Source organism: Mesorhizobium sp. WSM4822, assembly GCF_055811155.1.
In genome coordinates, this window is sequence record NZ_JBVVQM010000013.1 from 99,571 (window position 1) to 123,677 (window position 24,107).

Sequence of the window (24,107 nt, forward strand, 5' to 3'; positions counted from 1 at the left end):
TTGTTCCTCCAGCCTATCGCCGACCCAAAGCCGACGAGCGCAGATTGTCGAGCAGCACGGCTAGCAGCAAAATAACGCCGCGCACGATGTACTGGTAGAAGGCCGGGATGTTGAGCAGGTTCATGGCGTTCTCGGCGATGCCCATGATCAGCACGCCGACGATGACGCCCGACATGGTGGCGCGGCCGCCGGCGAGCGAAACGCCGCCGAGCACGCAGGCCGAAATGACCGAGAGTTCCAGCCCGACCGCCGCGTTGGGCTGGCCCGAGGTGATGCGCGACGCCAGCAGGATGCCGGCGATACCGCAGACGACGCCTTGCAGCGCAAAAATCCAGATGCGCGTCCGGTCGACATTGACGCCGGCAAGCCGCGAGGCCTCCGGATTGCCGCCGATGGCCAGCGTGTTCTTGCCGAAGACGGTCCGGTTGAGGACGAAGCCGAAGATGCAAAACAGGATGGCAAGCACCCAGACCGGCGTCGGTATGCCGAGCAGTTTCGAGAGCGCCAGCTGATAGAAATCCGGGCTGTTGATGCCGACGGCGCGGCCGTCGGACGCGATCAGCGCAAAGCCGCGCACGATCTGCATGGTGGCCAGCGTCGTGATCAGCGCGTTGATGCGAAATTTGGCGATGACAACGCCGTTGATGAAGCCGACGAAAGCGCCGCAGGCGATTGCCGCCAGCAGGCCAAGCAGGATCGAGCCGGTGTAATTCGAGGCCATCACAGCGACCATGCCGGCAAAGGCGACGATCGAACCGACCGACAGGTCGAAGTCGCGCGCGGCGAGGCAGAACATCATGGTGCAGGCGACGATACCGACGGTGACCACCGACTGCAGCAGGCCGAGCATGTTGCGGTCCGTAAGGAAGTTCGGCACCAGGGCCGACACCAGCGCGAAGGCGACGACAAAGATGACGACGAGGCCCTGTTCGCCGAGCAGGATTTTTTTCAACTGGTCGGTCATGCCAAAGTCCTCAGGATGCGATCGCGTCGGGGGTTTTCTGATCGGGCAGAGCGGCGGCCAGGATCGCCTTTTCGGCGAACTGGTCGCGGGTGAGCTCGGCGCTGACGCGGCCACCGCACATCACCAGAATACGGTCGCAGATGCCCATCACTTCCGGCAGTTCGGACGAGACCACGACGATCGCCATGCCGTCCTGCGCAAGCTGGTAGAGCAGTTCGTAGATTTCCGATTTGGCACCGACATCGATGCCGCGCGTCGGCTCGTCGACAATGAGCACCCGCACGCCCTGTTCGGACAGCCAGCGGCCGAGGATGACCTTCTGCTGGTTGCCGCCGGAGAGGTGGATGATGTCCTGCTTGCGCGACGGCGTGCGCACCTTCAGCTTCTTGACAAAGGTCTCGGCCGTGGCGATCTCGCTGGCGCGGTTGAGCACGCCGAAGCGTGTGTGATGGCGCCGCGACGAGATGTTGATGTTCTCCTCGACCGAGCGCCCCTGGATGATGCCGTCATGCTTGCGATCCTCCGAGCACAGCACGATGCCGGCCCGGATCGTGCCACGCGGATCGGTGGCGCGAACCAGCTTGCCGTCGACGGTGATGGTGCCGCCCGAGCGCGGATCGGCGCCATAGACCAACCGCATCAGCTCCGAGCGCCCGGCGCCGATCAGGCCGAAGAAGCCGACGATCTCGCCTGCCCTTGCCTCGAAACTGGCCGGTGTCTGCAGTTTGGGGCCGCTGAGAGCGTCGACCTTCAGGCGGACATCGCCTGTTTTTCGTGCGCGAAAACCCCAGATATCCGAAATCTCGCGGCCGACCATCTCGGCGACGACCTGATCGCGGGTGACGCCTTTCAGCGACGCGTGGTGCGCCGCGAGCTTGCCATCGCGCAGCACGGTCAGGCTGTCGCAGAGCCGGAACACCTCGTCGAGCCTGTGCGAGACGTAGATGATGACCTTGCCCTCGCTGCGCAGGCGATTGATCAGGGCAAACAGGATTTCGCTTTCGCGCGAGGACAGCGACGAGGTCGGTTCGTCCAGCGCGATAACGCGTGCGTCGAGCATGACCGCCTTGGCGATCTCGACCATCTGGCGTTCGCCGATCGACAGCGTCTTGACCTTGCGGCGCATGTCGATGTCGATACCGGCCGATTTCAGCTTGGCGCCGACGTCGTCCAGCATCCGGCGACCGGCGATGATGCCGGCGTTGGCGGGGAAACGACCGAGGCTGAGGTTTTCGGCAACGGTGAGTTCAGGAACGAGTTGCAGTTCCTGATGAATGACAATGACGCCATTGTCGAAGGCATCCCGGGTCGAGGTATAGGCTTGAACCCTGCCGTCAATGCGGATCTCGCCCTGATCGGCATGCTGGTCGCCGGAGAGGATCTTGATCAGGGTGGATTTGCCGGCGCCGTTCTCGCCCATCAGGCCATGCACGGCGCCTTTGTCGACGCCGAACGAGACGTCCGACAGCGCCTTGACGCCCGGATAGGTCTTGGTGATGTGCGAGAAGTCGAGAAAGGACACGAGCCGATCCTTTTGAGCCATGACAAACAGGCGGCGGGATGAGCCGCCGCCTGTTTGTACAGGGAGGATTATTCGATGCCGAGGCCCTGGCGGACCTTCTGGTAGTCGTCACGCTTGGCGAGTGCACCGGAAGTCAGGATCAGCTTCTCCGGTTCCTTGTTGTTGGCAACCCAGTCATACATGTTGAGCGCCGTCTCGTAGCCATGACGCTTCGGCGAGATGATCACGGTGCCGACGAAGCCAGTGGCGGTCGGCTTCTTGAACTCGTTGATTGCGGAATCCGCGCCGCCAATGCCAACGCCGATCACGCTGTCAGCGGGGATGCCGACGCTTTCGGAAGCACGCACTGCGCCGAGCACCGCCTCATCGTTGAGGCCGAAGGAGACCCATTTCTTGATGTCGGCATGGGCGTTGAGCACGACCGTTGCGGCGTTGAGGGCGGCTTCGGTGTCGGTCTTGGCCTGTGGCGCGTCGAAGATGTTCTCGGCCTTGAAGCCGTTTGCCTTCAGCACCGAGATGGCACCTTCGACGCGGTCGACCGCGGTCGGCAGTTGGTCGTAGGAGACGCGGATGGCGCCGACCTCGTCGGCCTTCCAGCCGCGTGCCTTCATTTCGTCGACGATCGCCTGGCCGACGGCTTCGCCGATCTTGGTGGCCGAAATGCCCATATGCGGCACGTCTTCCAGCGCCTTGCCGTCGGCGCCGACCAGACGGTCGTCGACAGTCATCAGCTTGAGATTGTTGGCGGCGGCCTTGGCGACGATGCCGGGGCCAAGCTTCACGTCCGGTGTGCAGACGATGAAGCCCTGGGCGCCCTGGGCGCCGAGATTGTCGATCGCCGACATCAGCTTCTCACCGTCCTCGGCGCCGATCTTGACCAGGGTAAAGCCCTTCTCCTTGGCGGCCTGGTCGGCGAACTTCCATTCGTCCTGGAACCACGGCTCCTCGGGCTGTTTGACGATGAAACCGATCTTGGTGTCCTGAGCATATGCAGCGATGGTCGTGACGGACAGCACGGCAAGCGCGCCCGCGACGAGCGCGGTCTTCAAAAGTCGCATGATTACCTCCCAGCGATAGACCGGGCGCTCAGCCCGGATGCCGGAGTCTCTAATCGCTTTTATCATACTCGTCAATTGATCTGGTATGATAATTAATGTACATGCTCTGACCAGCGATCGCTGGCGCAATTGATCCGCATCCGTTAAGGGCGGACCGGCTGTGCGAAACCAGCGGTTCGCCGCCTTGGAGGAGGGCTGAGGTGACCGAGATTCTGAAAAAAGCCCCGGGAGATACGACCACTCGCCGCCCGCGCGTGATGCCGGATGTGACCAAGGCGATAGCCTCTGACATCTTCTCCGGGCGCTATCCGGCCGGCTCCTCCTTGCCGACCGAAAACGAGCTCGGCGTCGAGTATGGCGTCAGCCGCACCGTGATCCGCGAAGCCCTGAAGGTGCTGGCCGCCAAAGGGCTGGTGCTGTCGCGGCCACGCATCGGCACGATCGTCTGCAACGAGGACGACTGGAACATCATCGACCCGCAGGTGCTCGCCTGGCACGCGCCGCACGCGCTGGACGACAAGCTCTTCGATGCCATCCTCGAAACGCGCCGCGCCATCGAACCGCTGGTCGCAGAACTCGCCGCCACCCGCGCGACGCTGCAGGAAATCGCCGATCTCGAAGCGGCATGGCGAGGCATGGCCGGCTCCGGCGAGGACCTCGCCGCCTTCTCGCGCAGCGACATCGCTTTCCACCAGATCGTCTATGCGGCGAGCCACAACCCGATCTTTCGCCAGATCGGCAATCTCATCGACACCGGGCTGAAATTCTCGCTCGAGGCGACGGCGGTGATTTCGCTCGACCGGCGCATGGAGGCCGTGGCGGCGCACCGCGAGGTGGTCGAGGCGCTGCGCATGCGCGACGCCGAGGCGGCGCGTGGGGCCGCAAACAAGATCCTCGACCTTGCGGCGCGCGACCTCGTCAGCGCCAAGAAACTCAAGAGCAACTGAGACTGCGCATGAAAATCATCTCGCTCACCACCTACATCGTTCCGCCGCGCTGGCTGTTCCTGAAAATCGAGACCGATGCCGGCGTCACCGGCTGGGGCGAGCCGGTCGTCGAGGGCCGGGCACTGACCGTCGAGGCAGCGGTCAAGGAGCTTGGCGATTACCTCATCGGCAAGGATCCCCGCCTGATCGAGGACCACTGGACGGTGATGCACCGCGGCGGCTTCTACCGTGGCGGGCCGATCCTGATGAGCGCCATTGCGGGCATCGACCAGGCACTGTGGGATATCAAGGGCAAGGCGCTCGGCGTGCCTGTGCATGAATTGCTCGGCGGCAAGCTGCGCGACACGATCAAGGTCTATTCCTGGATCGGCGGGGACCGGCCGGCAGAAGTCGCGGCGGGTGCCCGGGAAATGGTTGCGCGCGGTTTCCTGGCGTTGAAGATGAACGGTACCGAGGAGTTGCAGATCGTCGACAGCCACGACAAGATCGATGCCGCTGTCGAACGCGTCGCCATGGTGCGCGAGGCGGTCGGACCCAACATCGGCATCGCCGTCGATTTTCATGGGCGCGTCCACCGGCCGATGGCGCGTGCCCTGGTCAAAGAACTGGAGCCTTACAGGCTGATGTTCATCGAGGAGCCGGTGCTCAGCGAAAACCGCGAGGCGCTGAAGGAGATCGCCGCGCTTGGCTCGACGCCGATTGCGCTCGGTGAGCGGCTCTACAGCCGCTGGGACTTCAAGTCGGTGTTCGAGGAAGGTGTCGTCGATATCATCCAGCCAGACCTGTCGCATGCCGGCGGCATCACCGAATGCCGCAAGATCGCGGCGATGGCGGAAGCCTATGATGTGGCCGTGGCGCCGCACTGCCCGCTCGGGCCGATCGCGCTTGCTGCGTGCCTGCAGCTCGACGCGGTCAGCTACAACTGCTTCATCCAGGAGCAGAGCCTCGGCATCCACTACAATGCCGCCAACGACCTGCTCGACTATGCCGCCAACAAGGATGTCTTCCGCTACGAGGATGGCTATGTCGCCATTCCCGACGGACCGGGCCTGGGTGTCGAGATCGACGAGGACTATGTCAAGGAACGAGCCAGGGAAGGCCACCGCTGGCGCAACCCGATCTGGCGCCACAAGGACGGCTCCTTCGCCGAGTGGTGATCGGGCTGCCTTTCGGTCTCTAAGCGCCATGAACAGTGAAGACTTTGTCCGGCGAGCATTTGCTCTCGAGAAATGGCTCGTTCGTTCCGTTGGAGGCGCTTTCAGCGGCGTTGCCTGAACCGGCCATCAAGCGCAATGGCCGCAGTGCGGCACATTCATCGGCTGCGAATTGCAGAGGGACTGTTTGGTGGAGCCAATCGGGATCGAACCGACGACCTCTTGAATGCCATTCAAGCGCTCTCCCAACTGAGCTATGGCCCCACTTCCGGCAGTCAACCGGCGCCGTTTCCGGCGAAGAGATCCGGCGCGGGTTGGAGACCGCGCCGTTAGTGCAGGCGGCTTCTAACCCCGCCCTTCTCAGATATCAAGCCTTCGAGAGCCGCTTTTTCTTCTCAGGCCTCGAAAGCCCGCAAACGCCCGCTTTCAAGGCCGATCAGACCTCGTCGTCGTCGTCGCCGACGCCGATCATGTCGGCGACATCGTCGTCTTCTTCCTCTTCGTCGGCAAGGAAGGTGTCGTCCTCGTCGTCGCCGAGATCGACGTCGTCCTCGTCGTCGCCAAGATCCGGCAGGTCGTCGCCCTTGACGTCCTCATCAGCCTCTTCGAGCGAGACGACCTCAACGCCTTCTTCTTCCTCGGCGTCCACTTCCTTCTCGGCCACTTCCTCTTCCTCCTCGAGAGCGGCAATCTTGCCTTCCTCGAAATAGGAACGCGGATAGGTCTTGCCGGTGTAGGGCGAGACGATCGGGTCCTTGTTCAGGTCGTAGAATTTTCGGCCCGTCTCCGGGTCGATACGTTTTGTGCCAAGTTCGGTTTTTGCCACGGCAAGCCTCGTCAATAAAAGAGTGGTCCCCTTAACCACAGTTTGCAGCGCTGTCAAAGCGAAAAGCCGGCGTCACAAAACCATGCATTGAAAGGCCTCGCGTCAGTGACGACCATGGGGGATGACCATTTCGCCCCACCGTGATACGAGACCGCCGCAACAAATGAAAAGCGCCGGCCTGCCGGCATTCCGTCCAGGGAAATTCCATGTCTCACGCCGCCGCCCCCAAGCCGGCCACCGCCCGCCAATCCCCAGCCCTTTCCGGCATCGCGCGCGTGCCGGGCGACAAGTCGATCTCGCACCGTTCCTTCATGTTCGGCGGCCTCGCCTCGGGCGAGACCCGCATCACCGGCCTGCTGGAGGGCGAGGACGTGATGCGCACGGGTGCGGCCATGAAGGCAATGGGCGCACATATCGAGAAGAACGGCGACGAGTGGGTGATCCGCGGCACCGGCAACGGCGCACTGCTGCAGCCGGAAGGCCCGCTCGACTTCGGCAATGCCGGCACCGGCTCGCGGCTGACCATGGGCCTTGTCGGCACCTATGACATGGAGACGACCTTCATCGGCGACGCCTCGCTGTCGGGCCGGCCGATGGGCCGCGTGCTGGAACCCTTGCGCCAGATGGGCGTGCAGGTGCTGAAGGCGACGCCAGGCGACCGCATGCCGATCACGCTGCATGGGCCAAAGCACGCCGCGCCGATCACCTACCGCGTGCCGATGGCTTCGGCGCAGGTGAAATCGGCGGTGCTGCTCGCCGGGCTGAACACGCCGGGCATCACCACCGTCATCGAGCCTGTCATGACGCGCGACCACACTGAAAAGATGCTGAAAGGATTTGGCGCCAATCTGTCGGTCGAGACCGACGAGCGCGGCGTGCGCCACATCTTCATCGAAGGCCAGGGCAGGCTGACCGGCCAGACGATCGCCGTGCCGGGCGACCCGTCCTCGGCCGGCTTCCCGCTGGTGGCGGCACTGATTGTGCCGGGTTCGGACATCACAATAGAAAACGTGCTGATGAACCCGACCCGCACCGGCCTGCTTTTGACGCTGCAGGAGATGGGCGGCAACATCGACATCCTCAACCCGCGCAATGCCGGCGGCGAGGATGTCGCCGACCTGCGGGTGCGTTATTCCGAGCTCAAGGGCGTCACCGTGCCGCCCGAGCGGGCGCCGTCGATGATCGACGAATATCCGGTGCTCGCCGTCGCTGCCAGCTTCGCCGAGGGCGAGACGCTGATGCAGGGGCTGGAGGAGCTGCGCGTGAAAGAGTCCGACCGGCTGTCGGCCGTCGCCAACGGGCTGAAGCTTAACGGCGTCGATTGCACCGAGGGCGAGGCCTCGCTCGCCGTGCGCGGAAAACCGGGCGGCAAGGGCCTTGGCGGCCATCCCAACGGCCAGGACACCACCGTGCAGACTCACCTCGACCACCGCATCGCCATGAGCTTTCTGGTGATGGGGCTGGCGACGGAAAAGCCGGTGACCATCGACGATCAGGCGATGATCGCGACGAGCTTCCCGGAGTTCATGGGGCTGATGAAGGCGCTGGGCGCGGAGATTGGGTGACGGTCGTGGCAACCAATAGCCTTGGTACGTCGGCGGGCCAGCGCCCCCCTCTGTCCTGCCGGACATCTCCCCCACAAGGGGGGAGATTGGCACGCTTTGCGCCTCGCCCAATTGTGCAACGTAGACAATTAGCGGAGGCCGCGATAACGGCCGATCTCCCCCCTTGTGGGGGAGATGTCCGGCAGGACAGAGGGGGGCGTGAAGGATCGTGGCGCCCAACCCTTTCGGCGGTCTGCAAATGACACATGTCTTCACCATCGCCATCGACGGCCCCGCCGGCGCCGGCAAGGGCACCCTCGCCCGGCGGTTGGCCGACCATTACCGGCTGAACCTGCTCGACACCGGCCTCACCTATCGCGCCGTCGCCTATGCGCTGATCCAGCACGCGCTGCCGCTCGACAATGTCTCAGCCGCCGAAACCGCGGCCCGCCAGGTCGACTTGGCAAAGCTCGACCGGGCGGTCTTGTCGGCGCATGCCGTCGGCGAGGCTGCCTCCAAGGTCGCGGTGTATCCGACGGTGCGGCGCATCCTCGTCGAAAAGCAGCGCGACTTCGCCAAGACGCCGCCCGGGGCCGTGCTCGACGGCCGCGACATCGGCACCGTGGTGTGCCCCGACGCCGACATCAAACTCTATGTGACGGCCAGCGCCGAGGTGCGGGCACAGCGCCGGCTGGCCGAGATCGAGAGCATCGGCGGGACCGCTGATTTCACCGAGATCCTCGCCGATATCGTGCGTCGCGACGAGCGCGACATGGGTCGAGCGGACTCACCGTTGAAGCCGGCGGTCGACGCGCACTTGCTTGATACCAGCGAAATGGCTATAGAAGCCGCGTTTCTTGCAGCCATGGCGATCATAGACGACGTGCTGGCCAAGAGAGACAAGGCCTGATCCGGGTTTTCCCTCGTATTTCCGTTGTCGGAGGCGAAGAAAATACCCATATCGGGCACGAACCAGCCTGCCAGCATTCTTCATGCGCCGGAATTGCCGCTTAAAAAGCGGCCCAGGGTTTTTGTAGCCCGGAACGCCGGCAGGCCAACGCAACGCTAACCTACGGCGCCCGTCCCGCTTCTAGATGCGGGGCACTCCAGGAGAAACAATGTCAGCTGCAAATCCCACTCGCGATGATTTCGCGAGCCTGCTCGAAGAATCATTTACCACAGGCCATTCCGGCGAAGGTCAGGTCGTCAAGGGTACGATCACCGCGATCGAAAAGGACATGGCCATCATCGACGTCGGCCTCAAGGTCGAAGGCCGCGTGCCGCTGAAGGAATTCGGCGTCAAGGGCAAGGACACCACCCTCAAGGTCGGTGACACCGTCGAAGTCTATGTCGAGCGCATCGAAAACGCGCTTGGCGAAGCGATGCTTTCCCGCGAGAAGGCCCGCCGCGAAGAGAGCTGGGTTCGTCTCGAAGAGAAGTTCACCAAGGGTGAGCGCGTCGAAGGCGTCATCTTCAACCAGGTCAAGGGCGGCTTCACTGTCGACCTCGACGGCGCCGTGGCCTTCCTGCCGCGCAGCCAGGTCGATATCCGCCCGATCCGCGACGTCTCCCCGCTGATGCACAACCCGCAGCCCTTCGAGATCCTCAAGATGGATCGCCGCCGCGGCAACATCGTGGTGTCGCGCCGCACCGTGCTCGAAGAGAGCCGCGCCGAACAGCGTTCGGAAATCGTGCAGAACCTCGAAGAAGGCCAGGTTGTCGAAGGCGTCGTCAAGAACATCACCGACTATGGTGCGTTCGTCGACCTCGGCGGCATCGACGGTCTGCTGCATGTCACCGACATGGCATGGCGCCGCGTCAACCATCCGACCGAAATCCTCAACATCGGTCAGACGGTCAAGGTGCAGATCATCCGCATCAACCAGGAAACCCACCGCATCTCGCTCGGCATGAAGCAGCTCGAGAGCGATCCGTGGTCCGAGATCGGCACCAAGTTCCCGATCGGCAAGAAGATCAAGGGCACCGTCACCAACATCACCGACTACGGCGCGTTCGTTGAGCTGGAGCCGGGCATCGAGGGTCTCATCCACGTTTCGGAAATGTCGTGGACGAAGAAGAACGTGCATCCCGGCAAGATCCTGTCGACGACCCAGGAAGTCGACGTGGTGGTGCTCGAGGTCGATCCGGCCAAGCGCCGCATCTCGCTCGGCCTCAAGCAGACGCTCGAGAATCCGTGGCAGGCTTTCGCCTCGAGCCATCCGGTCGGCAGCCAGGTCGAGGGCGAGGTCAAGAACAAGACCGAGTTCGGCCTGTTCATCGGCCTCGAAGGCGACGTGGACGGCATGGTGCACCTTTCCGACCTCGACTGGACCCGTCCGGGCGAGCAGGTCATCGAAGAGTACAATCGCGGCGACATGGTCAAGGCGCAGGTGCTCGACGTCGACATCGACAAGGAGCGCATCTCGCTCGGCATCAAGCAGTTGGCCAAGGATACGGTCGGCGAAGCGGCGACTTCAGGCGAACTGCGCAAGAACGCGGTCGTCACCTGCGAAGTCATCGGCGTCAAGGATGGCGGTCTGGAAGTGCGGCTGGTCGACAGCGGCATCGAGACCTTCATCAAGCGCTCCGATCTGAGCCGTGACCGCGACGAGCAGCGCCCCGAGCGCTTCACCGTCGGCCAGAAGGTCGATGCCCGCGTCATCGCCTTCGACAAGAAGACCCGCAAGCTGCAGGTCTCGATCAAGGCGCTGGAAATCGCCGAAGAGAAGGAAGCGGTCGCTCAGTACGGCTCGACCGACTCCGGCGCTTCGCTGGGCGACATCCTGGGTGCCGCGCTGAAGAAGCAGGGCAGCTAAGCTTCGGCTGTCTGCCGCGCCTCGCGCGCGGCCTCAACAAAAACCCCGCCGGAGCGATCCGGCGGGGTTTTTCTTTGACCGAGATAAAGGTTGGAAGGTTACGCCCTGCCGTAAAGCGGCACCAGCGTACCGCTCATCGCCAGATTGGCCGGCGATGCCAGGTAGGCGATGGCTTCGGCGGCGGCTTCGAGGCTGACCCATCTGGTGACATCGGCATCCGGCATGTCGGCGCGGTTTGCCGGCGTATCGAGCGTCGACGGCGCCACCGCATTGACCAGGATGCCCCTGTGCTTCAGCTCCTCCGCCATCGCCACCGTCATGGCTGCCACCGCCGCTTTGCTGGCGACGTAAGCGACCATGCCGGCGCCGCGCCGCGGATCGAGCCCGGCGCGCGCCGTGACGTTGACGATGCGGCCCGCCGTGTCCGACGACAGCATTGAGCGGATCGCGGCGCGGCAGCACAGGAAGGCGGTGCGTGCATTGGTGTCCATCATCTCGGCAAAGGACGCCGACTCGATCTTTTCCACCGGTGCGGCGGTGAAGCCGCCGGCCAGGTGGATTGAGCCCCACAGGCCTGGAACCTGACTGTAGAACGCCTCGACCTTGGCGGGGTCCGAGAGATCGACATTGTGCACCAACTGGACACGGTCATGCGCGGCGAAGGGAAAATGCGCTGGTGCGGCGGCATGGGCATTGGGCACATGGCAGATCGCGCCGTCACTCAGCAGTTTGCCGACAACCGCACCGCCGAGCGCACCGGTCCCACCGGTCACGACGATATGCTTGCCTTCAAGTGTTTCCGTCATCTTGGACGCTCCTGTCATTTTTTTATCGTTAGGTCGTTTCTGTGCCGCCGACGCGAAGCGTCGCGCCTTTTGCCCCGTCACTCAATTGACATCTCGACATGGCAGTTGTCGCGTCTTTGCATGCGTCCGCCCACCGGCCGGCCGTGGTTCAGGGCCGGCGAGACGGGAAATACGTAGCACCGTCCTTCAGTCAACCGTGATTTCGATGACGCGCGGCAGTCCGGTGGCCCGGGCGCGCTTCAACGCGTCCGCGAGAGCGTCGATGTCGGCAAGCCGTTCGGCGCCGATGCCATAGGCCTCGGCCAGCTTGCAGAAATCCGGCGGCGCCGGCGATACACCGACCGGCTCGACACCGACATCGAGCATCGAGGTTTCGATCTCGCGGTAGCCTCTGTTATTCCAGACGATGAAGATGACCGGCGCCCGCGCATCGAGCGCGGCGCCCAACTCCGGCAACGTGAACTGGAAGCCGCCGTCGCCGGTCAGGCAGACAACCGGCGCATCGGGTATCGCAAAGGCCGCGCCAATCGCCGCCGGGGGGCCATAGCCGAGCGCGCCGAAGCCGGTGGCGGCATTGAACCAGCCGCCTGGGCGGTCGTGGTCGTAATAGAGGTTGGCCGCATAGATCGGCTGCGTCGAATCGCCGACGATGAGCGCGCCCGGCAAGGCGTCGCGGATCATCTCGACGGCGCGCACCTGTGCCTGCAGTGTTGGATTGAGTTCGGCAAAGGCTGCTTCCCGGGCGGCGGCGGCGCGTGTCGGCCCACCTTCGCTTGCCGGGATATGGCCCGTCTGCAGAAGCAGCGCTTCGAGCGCCTCGGCGCAATCGGCCTGGATCGAAACGGTTGCCGGGCGGCGGGCAAGCTGGTCGGCGCCGATATCGATGCGGATCAGATTGGCGGGCAGGACAAAACCGCCATCGCTGTAGCCGTCATAGTCGGTCGGGCCGAATTCGGTGCCGGCGGCAATGACCAGGTCGGCGTCGGCCATCAGCGCCCGTACCGCCTTCAGGCTGGGACTGGCCGGCACGCAAAGCGGATGACCATGCAGCAGGCCGCGCGCATTGGTGGTCTGGACGACCGGCGCTCCCAGCCGCTCGGCCAGACGCCGCAGTGGCGCTTCGGCGCGTTTGGCGCCGCCGCCGACCAGGATCAGCGGGCGGCGCGCGGCACCGATGAGTTTGGCCGCGCTGGCAATTGCGGCACCTTCCGGCGCGGGTGGGGTCACATTGCTCAGCATGGCAGCGATGCCATCCGCCGACTTGACCATGACGTCGGTCGGGATCTCGATATGCACGGGGCCGGGCCGGGCCGATGAAAACAGGGCAAAGGCCTGCGCCAGGGCACCGGGCAATTCACCGGCCTCGGTAACGCGCTGCGAAAACAGCGCTACCTTCTCCATCATGCCGCGCTGGTCCGGCAATTCATGCAGATGGCCCAGCCCCTTGCCCAGCGTCGGCGTGGCGTTGACGCCTGATATGACCAGCATCGGCACCGAATCGGCGCGTGCCTGCCCCATGGCGGTGATGGTGTTGGTGAGCCCCGGTCCGGTGATGACAAAGGCAACGCCCGGCTTGCCGCTGGCGCGCGCATAGCCATCGGCCATGAAGCCGGCGCCCTGTTCGTGACGCGGCGTGACGTGGCGGATATTCGAGCGCGCCAGCCCGCGGTAGAGCTCGACCGTGTGGACGCCCGGAATCCCGAACACCGTGTCGACGCCATGCGCTTCAAGCAGCGAGATGAGGGCTTCGCCGAGTGTCGTCATTGGTTTTCCTCCCCGTCCGGCGCGAGGCCTAGTTCGGCCTCGACAGTCTTGATGCCGATCGCCGCCAATTCGCCGGCCGAGAACATCTCGCCGGCCAGGCAGCCTTCGATCCAGAGTCCGTCGATGATCGCATTAATCGCGATGGCATGGTGGCGCAATTGGCTTGCGTCCGGATTGCGCCGTTCGGCGGCGAGCACCTCAGCCACAACCGCCTCCACCTCATTGCGAAAACCAAGGTAGCCTTCGCGGTGGGCGTGGGCCAAGGTCGGATCCGCTCTGGCGCGGCCGATGAAGGTTGCCCAGAGCGAAAACACCCGCGCATCGATGATCGGCGCATTGAGGTTGGCGGTGACGAAAGCCGCAAGGCGCTGGCGAGGCGAGGCATTCTCCATGACCAAAGCCGCTTTCGCCTGCTCGGTCATGCGGCCCATCAGCGCTGCATAGGCTTCCTGCAGCAATTCTTCCTTGCCGGGAAAATAATGCCGGATCAGCCCAGCGGTGACGCCGGCACGCAATGCGATGGTGCGCAAGGTGGCGCCCTGCAGGCCATGTTCCGCCACGCTGTCCAGAGTGGCCTCGATCAGATCCTGCCGCCGCCGCTCCTCGCCCTCGCGACGGAACCTGCGGCGGGATGGCATATTCATTGGCGCAGGATCGGTCGCGTCAGGCATGTCGGCCCGCCCTCGCAGGCGATGCAGAGCGCATCCGCCTCGAAGATTTCGACCGTGCAGCCGGCGGCTTCCATCGCGGCTTTGGTCTTTGGAAAGCCTGCGACGGCAATGACCTTGTGTGGGCTGGTCGGCAGCACGTTCAGGCTAAGGCCGTTGGAAGCCGCGAACTCTTCGGCGTCGCCTTCGACCAGCCGGACGTTGCGCGCCTTCAGCATCTGATAGAACGGGGCCGGCAAAAGCGGTGAATAGACCAGTGCGAGGTCGTCGGCCAGCGGGCTGATCACCGACATCAGATGCAGGCACGCCTCTTCGCCTTGCCACAGCGGCAGATCAAAGCCGTAGACGGAAACGCCCAGCGGCGTCAGCAGGTTGGAAACCTGCTGGATGCCTTCCTGGTTGGAGCGGACACCGCGCCCGATCACCAGCGTGCGGGCATCGAGCCATACACAATCACCGCCTTCGACCTGGCCAGGAACCTCGACGCGGCCCAGGATTGGAATACCCAGCCTTCGGTAGGTTTCCTCATGCAGCGAGGGCTCCCTGGCGCGCAACGGCTTGCCCATGGACAGGATCAGCGCGCCGCGATCGGTCATCAGCGACGGGTCGTGCGTGAACACCGAATCCGAAAGTCCATCCGCCGTGTCCTCGATCCATTCGATTTCGGCACCGGAAGCCGCCACCAGTTCAGCAAGGAGCGCGTGCTGCGATGCCGCTTTCGCCGGATTGAAACCCGGGCCATAGTGCCAAGCAGCCTGTCGGCATTGCGCATGGCGTTGGCCGCCGACCGCATCAGCACGCGGCGCAGCGGCGCCGCCATGGACTGTGATCCGAAAGCGCTCATCGAAGTCCTTTTTCGCTGAAAAAAATCGAGAAAATTTCATGGAAGGCTATTTATACACTTGCACAACAAGCTCGCAAGTGCCGTAATAAGCAGGATTGACGGGCTCGCGCCGTTGGGTCCATGCTGAAGTCTGGAGCGGGGCAGTACAGCGTATATGTTGATTAGCCGGATAGACGTTCGACGAACCGCCACCGACCCTGTAGAGGTCACCCAGTGAGCGTGGTGGAAGCTGCCACAGTCCAATCCGGCAAGGCGCATGACGGCGCCGCCGAAGCCATCCACGTCGAAAACCTGCACAAGAAGTTCGGTGAGCTGCATGTGCTGAAGGGCGTCTCGCTGTCGGCGCGCGACGGCGAGGTCATCGCCATCATCGGCGGCTCGGGCTCCGGCAAATCCACCCTGCTGCGCTGCATCAACTGCCTGGAAAACCCGACCAGCGGCATCATTCGCGTCAATGGCGAGGAGATCAAGCTCAAGGCCGACAGCCACGGCCACACCATTCCGTCCGACCGCAAGCAGATCGAGCGCATCCGCTCCAAGCTCGGCATGGTGTTCCAGAACTTCAACCTGTGGAGCCACATGACGCTGATCGAAAACGTCATCGAGGTTCCCGTACATGTGCTTGGCGTCAAGCGCGATGTGGCGATCGGCGAGGCCGAGAAACTGCTCGCCCGTGTCGGTCTGGCCGAAAAGCGCGACGTCTATCCGGCCTATCTGTCGGGCGGCCAGCAGCAGCGCGCGGCGATCGCCCGTGCGCTGGCCATCAATCCGCGCGTCATGCTGTTCGACGAGCCCACCTCCGCACTCGATCCCGAACTGGTCGGTGAAGTGCTGAAGGTGATCGGCGACCTGGCGCGCGAAGGCCGCACCATGGTGCTGGTCACCCACGAGATGAAGTTCGCCCGCGAGGTCGCGACGCATGTCGTCTATCTCTACAATGGATTGGTCGAGGAAGAAGGCCCGCCCGAGCAGATCTTCGGCGCGCCCAGATCCGAAAGGCTGAAGCAGTTCATCCGCAACATCGGCTAGGACAGGCCGGGACGGAAGAAAACCGGGAACCAACAACAAACTGGGAGTCATGAAATGAAGACCGTTCTGAAGACATTCGCCGCAGCGCTGCTGCTCGGCGTCGCAGCCATGGGCGTGGCCAAGGCCGATCCGGTCAAGATCGGCGTCGCCGCCGAGCCTTATCCGCCCTTCACCTCGCCCGATGCTTCGGGCAAGTGGGTTGGCTGGGAGATCGACTTCATCGATGCCGTCTGCGCCGAGGAGAAGCTCGATTGCGTCATTACCCCGGTCGCCTGGGACGGCATCATCCCGGCACTGACGACCAAGAAGATCGACCTCATCGTCTCCTCGATGTCGATCACCGCCGAACGCGCGAAGACGATCGATTTCTCGGACAAGTACTATAACACGCCGACCGCGATCATCGGCCCCAAGGACCAGAAATTCGGCTCCGCCCCGGACGACCTCAAGGGCAAGATCGTCGGCGTGCAGGTTTCGACGGTGCACGCTGTCTACGCCAAGAAACATTTTGGCAGCACAGCCTCCGAGATCAAGGAATACCAGACCCAGGACGAAGCCAACAACGATCTTGCCGCCGGCCGCCTCGATGCGGTTCAGGCCGATTCCATCGCGCTTGGCGAGTTCCTGAAATCCGACCAGGGCAAGGCCTGCTGCGACTTGAAGGGGATGGTCGCTCCGGACGACGAAGTGCTCGGACCGGGCGTCGGCGCCGGCGTGCGCAAGGAAGACACCGAGCTGAAGGGCAAGATCAACGCCGGCATCAAGGCGATCCGCGCCAACGGCAAATATGACGAGATCTCGAAGAAATACTTCGATTTCGACATTTACGGCGGCGGCGGCGCGCAGTCGAACTGACGATCCTCGCATGAGCCGTGGGGCATGGCGTCAGCGCCATGCCCCACCTGCCCGATCTTTCCCAGGGATGTTTGCCGCCGACACAGCCGTCGGCGGTTGGCCAGCACTTCGGGGGCGACGCTGATCGACGCACTTCTTTCGGCCTCCGCGGCCGGCATCACCGAGCTTCTCTCGCCCTACCCGCCAGGCTGGGGCGGGACGCTTCTGGTCGGGCTGCTGCACTCGATCGAGATCGCGCTGGGCGCCACGTGCCTCGGCCTTCTGATCGGCACCGGCGGCGCCTACGGCAAGCTTTATGGCGGGCCGGTGGTGCGCGATCTCCTGGCGGTCTACACTACCATCGTGCGGGCTGTGCCCGAACTGGTGCTGATCCTGCTGCTCTATTACGCCGGAACCGACCTGATCAATCAGGCGCTGACGGCCATGGGCTATCAGCGCGTCGATGTGAGCGGCCTTGCCGCCGGCATCGCCGTGCTCGGCTTCGTCCAGGGCGCCTATTCGACAGAGGTGATACGCGGCGCGATCCTGGCCATTCCGCAGGGCCAGATCGAGGCCGCCCGCGCCTATGGAATGTCTCCGGGCCTGCTGTTGCGGCGCATCACCTTGCCGTCAATGCTGCCCTTCGCCATACCGGGCCTCGCCAATCTCTGGCTGATCGCCACCAAGGATACCGCGCTATTGGCGGTCGTCGGCTTCTACGAACTGGCGCTGGCGACGCGGCAGGCGGCGGGTGTCACCAAAGCCTATTTCACCTTCTTTTTCGCGGCGGGCGTGCTCTATCTGCTTTTGTCGCTGTTCTCCAACCTCGTCATCGGCCGGGTCGAGACCTGGTCGCGGCGCGGCATGCCTTCGCTCAAGGAGGCGCGCTGATGGCCAACGAGGCTGCCATCATCAACGTCGTCGCGCGAACATCGCTGTGGCTGCAGCCGCACCGCATCGTGCTGATCCTGATCGCACTGGGCCTTGTTCTGTCGGCAGCCTTTTTCATGCGCTGGGACTGGCTGCCGCAATATTATGAAATGGGCTTGATCGGCATCTGGCGGTCGCTGTGGATCCTGGCCGTCACCTGCGTGCTGGGCTTTCTGCTCGCCGTGCCGCTCGGGCTGGCGCAAGCCGCCGGCTCATTCTGGTTCGCCGCGCCTGCCAAGGTGTTCTGCACGGTGATCCGGGGCACGCCGCTGCTGATCCAGCTCTGGCTGCTCTATTACGGCCTGGGTTCGCTGTTCCCGCAATATCCGTGGATCCGCGAATCCTGGATGTGGCCATATCTCAGGCAAGCCTGGCCCTATGGCGTGCTGGCGTTGACCCTGTCTTTCGCCGGCTATGAGGGCGAGGTGATGCGTGGCGCCTTTGCCGGCGTGCCCAAGGGACAACTGGAGGCGGCGCGTGCCTTTGGCATGAGCCGCTGGAAGGCATTCCGGCGGATCTGGCTGCCGCAGGCCATCTACCGGGCGCTGCCGACGCTGACCGGCGAGACCGTGCTGCAATTGAAGTCGACGCCGCTGGTGGCGACGATCAGCGTCATCGACATCTTCGCCGTTTCGTCCAAGGTACGGCAGGACACCTACCTCACCTACGAACCCCTGCTGCTGCTGGCGCTGATCTACATGACGATCACCGGTATTCTGGTCTTCGCCTTCAGCAGGATAGAGGCCAGGATCCCCAACAAGATTGGCTAGAGGGGAGTAGGGGAGTAGGGGAGTAGGGGAGTAGCCAGCCACTATTCACGTTCACAATTCCATCCCCATTCGCTATTCACTGCTCACCATTCCCCTATTCCCCTATTCCCCTATTCCCTTACTCCCCTATTCCCCTAGGATTGCCATCATGCAACTCAGTCTCGACCAGGCAAAAGGACTGTGCCGGATGGCGGCACTTGGCGCTGGCGCCAATGAGGAAGCGGCACAATCGCTCACTGCTTCGATCATATCAGCCGAGGCCGAAGGGCTTTCCTCGGTCGGTCTGTCGCATTTCATCGACTATCTCGAGGCGCTGGAAGCCGGACGCATCGACGGCAATGCCGACCCGGTGATCACCCGGCCGGCGCTTGCGGTCTATCTCTCCGATGCACGCCGGGGGCTGGCGCATACCGGCTTCGACCGCACCATCGACGACCTCGCCAAGGCGGCAAAACTGTTCGGCGTCGCCATCTTCTCGCAGAAGAACGCCTATACATGCGGCGCGCTCGGCTATTTCACCGGAAGGCTGGCAACACTCGGGCTGGTGTCGTTCGCCGCCACCAACGGCCCGGCCGTGCTTGCCGGCTCGGGCTCGGTCAAGCCGGTCTACTGCACCAACCCGATGTCGTTTGCCGCCCCCGCCGCCGACGGGGCGCCGCTGGTCATCGACCAGTCGTCGAGCGCCACCGCTTTCGTCAACATCCGCAAAGCGGCCGAGGAGGGCAAGACAATCCCGGAAGGCTGGGCGCTGGACGCCAGCGGCAACCCGACCACCGATCCCGCCGCCGCCATGAAGGGCGCAATGCTCGCCTTCGGCGGCCAGCGCGGCGCCAACATCGCGCTGATGGTCGAGGTGCTGGCGGCGGGCCTGTCGGGCGCCAACTGGTCGCTCGACGCGCCATGGTTCAGCGGCGGGCCGGACAGCCCCGGCACGGGACTGTTCGTGCTTGCTATCGAACCCAAGCTGCTCGATCCGGATTTCGAGCAGCGGATGAAGGACCAACTCGACCGGCTGCGGCGGCGCTTCGGTGTGCATGTGCCCGGTCGTGCCCGCGCAGAGGCCGCCGAGAAGGCGCAAGCGCGGGGCATCACGGCATCCAAGGCGGTGGTGCAGCGCATTTCCGAATTCGCCGCACGCTATTCTTCCTGAATAGTTTTTTATATCAAATAGTTATCTGAAATCTGCCCGCCGCAGGCGCGGCGCGGTGCGATTTTCTTTGCGCGCTGCTGAACCTTTCCGCGCCTTGCTGCGACCCAGCTTTGTCCAGGGCAAGGCGAGCTTGCCCGATCCACACCGGGGGAAGCAGCAAACCGAAATCGAAAGCCTGCATCACGCGAAGGCCGGTCCTTCGCGCCTCGGAAACCTCAACCCAAATCAAAGGAAATTGTCATGACCAACACCAAGATCACCATGCTGACCGCCGTCCTTCTGCTCGGCTCGTTCATGGGTGCCACACAGGCAGCCACCCTGAAGGCCGCGCCGGCCAAGCCGACCAGCCCGGGTGTCATCGCCGCCCCGAGCGGCGGCGCCACCGAAGACCATTACTGCAAGAACGGCCATGCAAAATTCGCCAATTGCAGCGCCGATTTCGTCGCCGCCTGCAAGAAGGTTGGTGGCACCATGTCGGATGTTCAGGGCTGGGGTGGGCGTACTTGCTTCACGCCCTCCTGATACCGTCTCAGGTCAGGCCGCTCCGTCGGCCCCTGACTTCGCATGGATGTCACCCGGAAAACCCCGCTTCTGCGGGGTTTTCTGCGTTTTGATCGCACAATGGTAAAACATTCTTGTTTTGGTCAACTTTTGTTTATTTGACTTCGGCCGACCCGACCGGCCGTTTGCGCTGATTGAGCAAAACAGAGGAGCTATAATGTCGGCAAGCATGGACAATCCCCGCAACGCCCTTGTCATCCCGGTCCTTGGCAGGCTTTACGCGGCTCTGCACGATGGTGCCGAAACCGTTCTTCGCGTCGTCGCCGGCGGGTTTTTCGCCATCCACGGTTCGCAGAAGATCACCAATCCTTTCGGCGCTGCCGAGATGGTCGAGGGTCTCGGTTTCTATCCGGGCGCGTTGTGGTCGTTGCTTCTGGCCTGCACTGAATTCTTCGGCGGCATCTTCATCGCCATCGGGTTTTTGACGCGGCCGGCTGCCTTTGCCGGCCTGTTCGTGCTGCTGGTCACGGTCTGGTTCCACTGGGTCACGATGGACCAAGGCTATTCGGGCGCGGAAAAGTCGCTGCTTTGGGCGGCGATCCTGCTCTTCTTCGTCATTCGCGGCGGCAACCGCCATTCGGTCGACGCCCGTATGGGCAAAGCGTTCTGACAGGCTGATAGCGACGACGCGTCGCCCTTTGCCTTTGGCACGAAACGGATTATGAAACGGCTTCAGCCAAGCTTGCGAGCGCCGGAGCCAGCCATGACCGAAATCCTGCAGACCCCAAAGCTCGTCGTCGTCTTTGGCGGGTCAGGCTTTGTCGGCCGCCATGTCGTGCGCGCGTTGGCCAAGCGCGGCTATCGCATCCGGGTCGCCTGCCGGCGGCCCGATCTTGCCGGCCATTTGCAGCCGCTTGGCAATGTCGGCCAGATCCAGCCGGTGCAGGCCAATGTGCGCGTGCGCTGGTCGGTAGACCGCGCCGTGCAGGGCGCCGACCACGTCGTCAATCTGGTCGCCATCCTGCATGAGAGCGGCCGGCAGAAATTCTCCGCCGTGCACGAGTTCGGCGCCCGCGCAGTGGCCGAGGCCGCACGCTCGGTCGGCGCCGGCCTGACCCACATTTCTGCGCTTGGCGCCGATCTGGACTCCGAATCAGACTACGCGCGCACCAAGGCGCTTGGCGAAAAGGCTGTGCTGGAGACGATCAAGGACGCCGTGATCTTCCGGCCGTCGATCAATTTCGGACCCGAAGACGGCTTCTTCAACCGCTTCGCCAACATGGCGCGCTATTCGCCGGTGCTGCCGCTGATCGGCGGCGGCCAGACCAAGTTCCAGCCGGTCTATGTCGGCGACGTGGCCGAAGCGGTGGCGCGCTCGGTCGACGGCAAGGTGGATGGCGGCCAGATCTATGAACTTGGTGGACCGAAGGTGCTCACCTTCAAGCAGTGCATGGAAGAGCTGCTCGACGTGATCGAGCGCAAGCGGCTGCTGGTGCCGGTGCCGTGGTGGGTGGCCAACATCCAGGCCTCGATCCTCGGCCTGTTGCCCAATCCGCTGCTGACCAAGGACCAGGTGACGCAGTTGCGCGAGCACAACATCGTTTCGGACGCCGCCAACAAGACCAACAGGACGCTTGCAGGGCTCGGCATCCAGCCGCAATCGATCGCGACGATCCTGCCCAGCTATCTCTGGCGCTACCGCGCCGCCGGCCAGTTCCAGCAACGCAAGCCTGCTGCTTGATTTATCACAACCGTCTGAAGCTGTGTCTCATGCCTGTCGCGGCGTGACCCGCATCGGCAGACCGCCTTGCGGCTGCGTGGTCAGTTTCTGTACCGGCCAGGGTTTGGTTTCGGCTGTCGTGTCGAAGCGGAAGCGCGACAGCATGATCGCCAGCGCGATGATCGCCTCCTGCATGGCGAAGCTGGCGCCGATGCAGACGCGCGGACCCGCGCCAAACGGCAGATACTGGAAGCGGTCGATCTTTTCGCGATTTCCCGGATGGAAGCGCTCCGGCAGGAAGGCATCCGGCCGGTCCCACAGTTTCCTGTGGCGATGTACGACCCAAGGCATCACCAGCACCGCGGCGTGCTTGGGGATATGAAGATCCTTCCACATTTCCGGTTCGATCGGCTCGCGGTTGATCGACGGCGCCGGCGGATACAGCCTGAGCGCTTCGTCGAAAGCCGCACGCGTGAACGGCATGGCATCGAGCCATTTCGTCGGATCGGGCTCGCGCGCCAACACCTGGTCGATCTCCTGCTCGACCCGGTCGCGCTCCCACGGTGATTCAGCCAGGCAATACAGTGTCCAGCCCAGCGCACGCGCCGTCGTCTCATGGCCGGCGCCGATGAAGGTGATGATGTTGTCCTCGACCTCGGCCCGCGTCAGCCCGTCGGGTCCCTCGGCCTTGAGCAGCAGCGTCAGGAAATCCTGCGGCACGGCATCGGGGTCGCGCTTGAATTTCGCTTCGCGCATCTTGACCGTATCGGTGACGATCTTGCGGAAATAGGCCATGGTCTTGCGGCCGCGGATACGGGTCAGCCTCGGCAGCCAGTCGGGCGCGCGCAACAGATCGAGCGGATCGACGCGACCCATGGTCTCGAACAGGCGGTCGATCTCGTTGGCGAAACTGCCGGACTCGCCTGATATCTCGCCGGAAAACAGCGTCTCGGCCAGGATGTCGTAGGTGAGCAGCGTCATGTCATGGGCGATGTCGGACGTGCCGCCGTCTTCGTAGCGGGCGACGAAGTCCAGCGTGCGTCTCAGCATCGGCTGGGCGAAGCCGAAGATGTGGCGCGGCGTGAACACCGGCGCCATCGCCTTGCGCGACCGCTTCCAGACCTCGCCCTCGGCGGTCAGCAGGCCATCGCGCAGGATCGGCCGCAGGATCTTCTGACGCACCGTCGCCATCTTGTAGTTCCTGGCGTTGTCGACCAGCACATGGCGGATCAGGCCGGGATCATTGGCGACGATCAGATGTCCACCAACACCACTGGCCGAGATCCACGGCTCGTTGTAGGTGTGCTCACCCCACAATTCGAGCGGGTTGCGGTAGACGATGCGGATCATCTCCAGCGTCGAGGGCGGCGTGGTGCGCGGCTTCGGCGCCGGGGGAATGAAGGGGGCGGGCTGGATGTCCATGGGCTGCTCCGCTGATACCCCAATGTAGTGGCTGGCAATGCGGGCGTCCATGTGACCGAACGGCAGGCGCAAATATGCAGCCCGAGGCGTCACGGCAGGCGATCCGTTCAGCCGATTGTGACCGCCTCCATGGCGGTGCCGCCTTGTCCGCGGCCGTGCCCTGCCGTAGGTCACCAACAGATACCGCCAGACCTAGGAGCCCGCCTTGAAGCACCAGTTGAACATCATCATCGGCAGCACGCGGCCAGGCCGCGCCGGACCGGTTTTTGCCGAGTGGCTGGAGACGTTCGCGCGCGAGCATGGAAAATTCGAGCCGGTACTGACCGACATCGATACGTTCAAGCTTCCGGTGCTGGACGAACCGCACCATCCAAGGCTCGGCAATTACAAGAACGACCATACCAAGGCCTGGTCGAAAGCGATCGATGCCGCCGACGCCTTCGTCTTCGTGGCGCCGGAATACAATTATTTCGTGGCGCCGGCGATCGTCAACGCGGTCGATTATCTCTCGCGTGAATGGAAGTACAAGCCTGCAGCCATTTTCAGCTATGGCGGCGTCTCCGGCGGCCTGCGCGCGGCGCAAGCGCTGAAGCCGTTGCTGACATCGGTCGGCGTCATGCCGATCTCGGAAGGCGTCGCGCTGCCGATGTACCAGAAACTGCTCGATGAGAACGGCGCTTTCAACGCCGGCGAACAGGTGCAGGGCGGAGCCAAAACCATGCTCGACGAACTGTTGCGCTGGAGCGAGGCTTTGAAGCCTATGCGGGTTGCCTGAAAACGCTGGTCTTCCGCAAAAAGCCCGGCTTGCTCATGGCATAAAGAGGTGGAATGTTCGCGC

Annotated in this window: 22 protein-coding genes, 1 tRNA gene and 1 pseudogene; 14 read left to right on the top strand and 10 right to left on the bottom strand. The window is 63.6% G+C overall.

Annotated features, from left to right (window positions below; translation table 11 throughout):
• Positions 1-13: 13 nt before the first annotated feature.
• From araH to AC0L3E_RS26635, 3 genes are all read right to left on the bottom strand, one after another.
• Positions 14-964 carry an L-arabinose ABC transporter permease AraH gene (gene araH, locus AC0L3E_RS26625; protein ID WP_027039818.1) on the bottom strand — a complete coding sequence of 317 codons (951 nt, stop codon included), beginning with the start codon at positions 962-964 and terminating at the stop codon, positions 14-16.
• A gap of 10 nt (positions 965-974) precedes the next feature.
• Positions 975-2,486, bottom strand: coding sequence for an L-arabinose ABC transporter ATP-binding protein AraG (gene araG / locus AC0L3E_RS26630; RefSeq protein WP_128309494.1), 1,512 nt, complete (start codon positions 2,484-2,486; stop codon positions 975-977).
• A gap of 68 nt (positions 2,487-2,554) precedes the next feature.
• Positions 2,555-3,544 carry an arabinose ABC transporter substrate-binding protein gene (locus AC0L3E_RS26635; RefSeq protein WP_027039820.1) on the bottom strand — a complete coding sequence of 330 codons (990 nt, stop codon included), beginning with the start codon at positions 3,542-3,544 and terminating at the stop codon, positions 2,555-2,557.
• 200 nt (positions 3,545-3,744) lie between these two features.
• Between AC0L3E_RS26635 and AC0L3E_RS26640 the strand changes: the two genes are divergently transcribed.
• Both AC0L3E_RS26640 and dgoD read left to right on the top strand, forming a co-directional pair.
• Positions 3,745-4,491, top strand: a complete 747-nt coding sequence (locus AC0L3E_RS26640; protein ID WP_128309495.1) for a FadR/GntR family transcriptional regulator — start codon at positions 3,745-3,747, stop codon at positions 4,489-4,491.
• Between the two features lie 8 nt (positions 4,492-4,499).
• The gene (dgoD, locus tag AC0L3E_RS26645; RefSeq protein ID WP_128309496.1) at positions 4,500-5,648 is read left to right on the top strand and encodes a galactonate dehydratase; all 1,149 of its coding nucleotides are present in this window, start codon (positions 4,500-4,502) and stop codon (positions 5,646-5,648) included.
• A 185-nt stretch (positions 5,649-5,833) separates the two neighbouring features.
• On the opposite strand, the gene AC0L3E_RS26650 is transcribed toward dgoD, so the two are convergent.
• Positions 5,834-5,909 (bottom strand) — tRNA-Ala (locus AC0L3E_RS26650).
• A 172-nt stretch (positions 5,910-6,081) separates the two neighbouring features.
• Positions 6,082-6,471 (bottom strand): TIGR02300 family protein, encoded by a 390-nt coding sequence (locus AC0L3E_RS26655; protein ID WP_013528180.1) that lies wholly within the window; start codon positions 6,469-6,471, stop codon positions 6,082-6,084.
• Positions 6,472-6,677: 206 nt separating this feature from the next.
• Between AC0L3E_RS26655 and aroA the strand changes: the two genes are divergently transcribed.
• The 3 genes from aroA (at position 6,678) to rpsA (ending at position 10,831) form a co-directional block, all read left to right on the top strand.
• Positions 6,678-8,036, top strand: a complete 1,359-nt coding sequence (gene aroA, locus AC0L3E_RS26660) for a 3-phosphoshikimate 1-carboxyvinyltransferase (RefSeq protein ID WP_473605996.1) — start codon at positions 6,678-6,680, stop codon at positions 8,034-8,036.
• Positions 8,037-8,274: 238 nt separating this feature from the next.
• The gene (gene cmk / locus AC0L3E_RS26665) at positions 8,275-8,925 is read left to right on the top strand and encodes a (d)CMP kinase (RefSeq protein ID WP_128308956.1); all 651 of its coding nucleotides are present in this window, start codon (positions 8,275-8,277) and stop codon (positions 8,923-8,925) included.
• A gap of 208 nt (positions 8,926-9,133) precedes the next feature.
• Positions 9,134-10,831 carry a 30S ribosomal protein S1 gene (gene rpsA / locus AC0L3E_RS26670; RefSeq protein WP_013528183.1) on the top strand — a complete coding sequence of 566 codons (1,698 nt, stop codon included), beginning with the start codon at positions 9,134-9,136 and terminating at the stop codon, positions 10,829-10,831.
• 98 nt (positions 10,832-10,929) lie between these two features.
• Here the strand turns inward: rpsA and AC0L3E_RS26675 are convergent, their stop codons facing one another.
• From AC0L3E_RS26675 to AC0L3E_RS26690, 4 genes and pseudogenes are all read right to left on the bottom strand, one after another.
• Positions 10,930-11,637 carry an SDR family NAD(P)-dependent oxidoreductase gene (locus tag AC0L3E_RS26675; RefSeq protein WP_473605997.1) on the bottom strand — a complete coding sequence of 236 codons (708 nt, stop codon included), beginning with the start codon at positions 11,635-11,637 and terminating at the stop codon, positions 10,930-10,932.
• A gap of 186 nt (positions 11,638-11,823) precedes the next feature.
• A complete protein-coding gene (locus AC0L3E_RS26680; RefSeq protein ID WP_473605998.1) occupies positions 11,824-13,401 on the bottom strand; it encodes a 5-guanidino-2-oxopentanoate decarboxylase in 1,578 nt (525 codons plus the stop codon).
• Positions 13,398-14,045, bottom strand: coding sequence for a TetR family transcriptional regulator C-terminal domain-containing protein (locus AC0L3E_RS26685; protein ID WP_236383290.1), 648 nt, complete (start codon positions 14,043-14,045; stop codon positions 13,398-13,400). The genes AC0L3E_RS26680 and AC0L3E_RS26685 overlap by 4 nt, the downstream gene beginning before the upstream one ends.
• Positions 14,042-14,913: pseudogene (locus AC0L3E_RS26690) on the bottom strand (dimethylarginine dimethylaminohydrolase family protein). The gene AC0L3E_RS26685 and the pseudogene AC0L3E_RS26690 overlap by 4 nt, the downstream one beginning before the upstream one ends.
• Before the next feature lie 213 nt (positions 14,914-15,126).
• On the opposite strand from AC0L3E_RS26690, the gene AC0L3E_RS26695 reads away from it, so the two are divergent.
• From AC0L3E_RS26695 to AC0L3E_RS26730, 8 genes are all read left to right on the top strand, one after another.
• Positions 15,127-15,942 carry an ABC transporter ATP-binding protein gene (locus AC0L3E_RS26695; RefSeq protein ID WP_473605999.1) on the top strand — a complete coding sequence of 272 codons (816 nt, stop codon included), beginning with the start codon at positions 15,127-15,129 and terminating at the stop codon, positions 15,940-15,942.
• 54 nt (positions 15,943-15,996) lie between these two features.
• Entirely contained in the window at positions 15,997-16,797 is an 801-nt protein-coding gene (locus AC0L3E_RS26700) for a transporter substrate-binding domain-containing protein (RefSeq protein ID WP_023811511.1), read from the top strand.
• 156 nt (positions 16,798-16,953) lie between these two features.
• Entirely contained in the window at positions 16,954-17,667 is a 714-nt protein-coding gene (locus AC0L3E_RS26705) for an ABC transporter permease (RefSeq protein WP_206516821.1), read from the top strand.
• Complete coding sequence (locus AC0L3E_RS26710; RefSeq protein ID WP_027039831.1) at positions 17,667-18,476, top strand: ABC transporter permease; 810 nt, start codon at positions 17,667-17,669, stop codon at positions 18,474-18,476. Before AC0L3E_RS26705 ends, AC0L3E_RS26710 begins: the two co-directional genes overlap by 1 nt.
• A gap of 148 nt (positions 18,477-18,624) precedes the next feature.
• Positions 18,625-19,626, top strand: a complete 1,002-nt coding sequence (locus AC0L3E_RS26715) for an Ldh family oxidoreductase (protein ID WP_164749058.1) — start codon at positions 18,625-18,627, stop codon at positions 19,624-19,626.
• A 240-nt stretch (positions 19,627-19,866) separates the two neighbouring features.
• The gene (locus AC0L3E_RS26720) at positions 19,867-20,148 is read left to right on the top strand and encodes a hypothetical protein (RefSeq protein WP_127270320.1); all 282 of its coding nucleotides are present in this window, start codon (positions 19,867-19,869) and stop codon (positions 20,146-20,148) included.
• A gap of 196 nt (positions 20,149-20,344) precedes the next feature.
• On the top strand, positions 20,345-20,797 hold the full coding sequence (locus AC0L3E_RS26725; RefSeq protein ID WP_127331428.1) for a DoxX family protein: 453 nt from the start codon (positions 20,345-20,347) through the stop codon (positions 20,795-20,797).
• Between the two features lie 93 nt (positions 20,798-20,890).
• A complete protein-coding gene (locus tag AC0L3E_RS26730; RefSeq protein WP_127270317.1) occupies positions 20,891-21,868 on the top strand; it encodes a complex I NDUFA9 subunit family protein in 978 nt (325 codons plus the stop codon).
• A gap of 27 nt (positions 21,869-21,895) precedes the next feature.
• On the opposite strand, the gene AC0L3E_RS26735 is transcribed toward AC0L3E_RS26730, so the two are convergent.
• Positions 21,896-23,269 carry a cytochrome P450 gene (locus AC0L3E_RS26735; protein WP_473606000.1) on the bottom strand — a complete coding sequence of 458 codons (1,374 nt, stop codon included), beginning with the start codon at positions 23,267-23,269 and terminating at the stop codon, positions 21,896-21,898.
• A 205-nt stretch (positions 23,270-23,474) separates the two neighbouring features.
• On the opposite strand from AC0L3E_RS26735, the gene AC0L3E_RS26740 reads away from it, so the two are divergent.
• Positions 23,475-24,044 carry an NADPH-dependent FMN reductase gene (locus tag AC0L3E_RS26740; protein ID WP_473606001.1) on the top strand — a complete coding sequence of 190 codons (570 nt, stop codon included), beginning with the start codon at positions 23,475-23,477 and terminating at the stop codon, positions 24,042-24,044.
• The last annotated feature ends 63 nt before the right edge of the window (positions 24,045-24,107 follow it).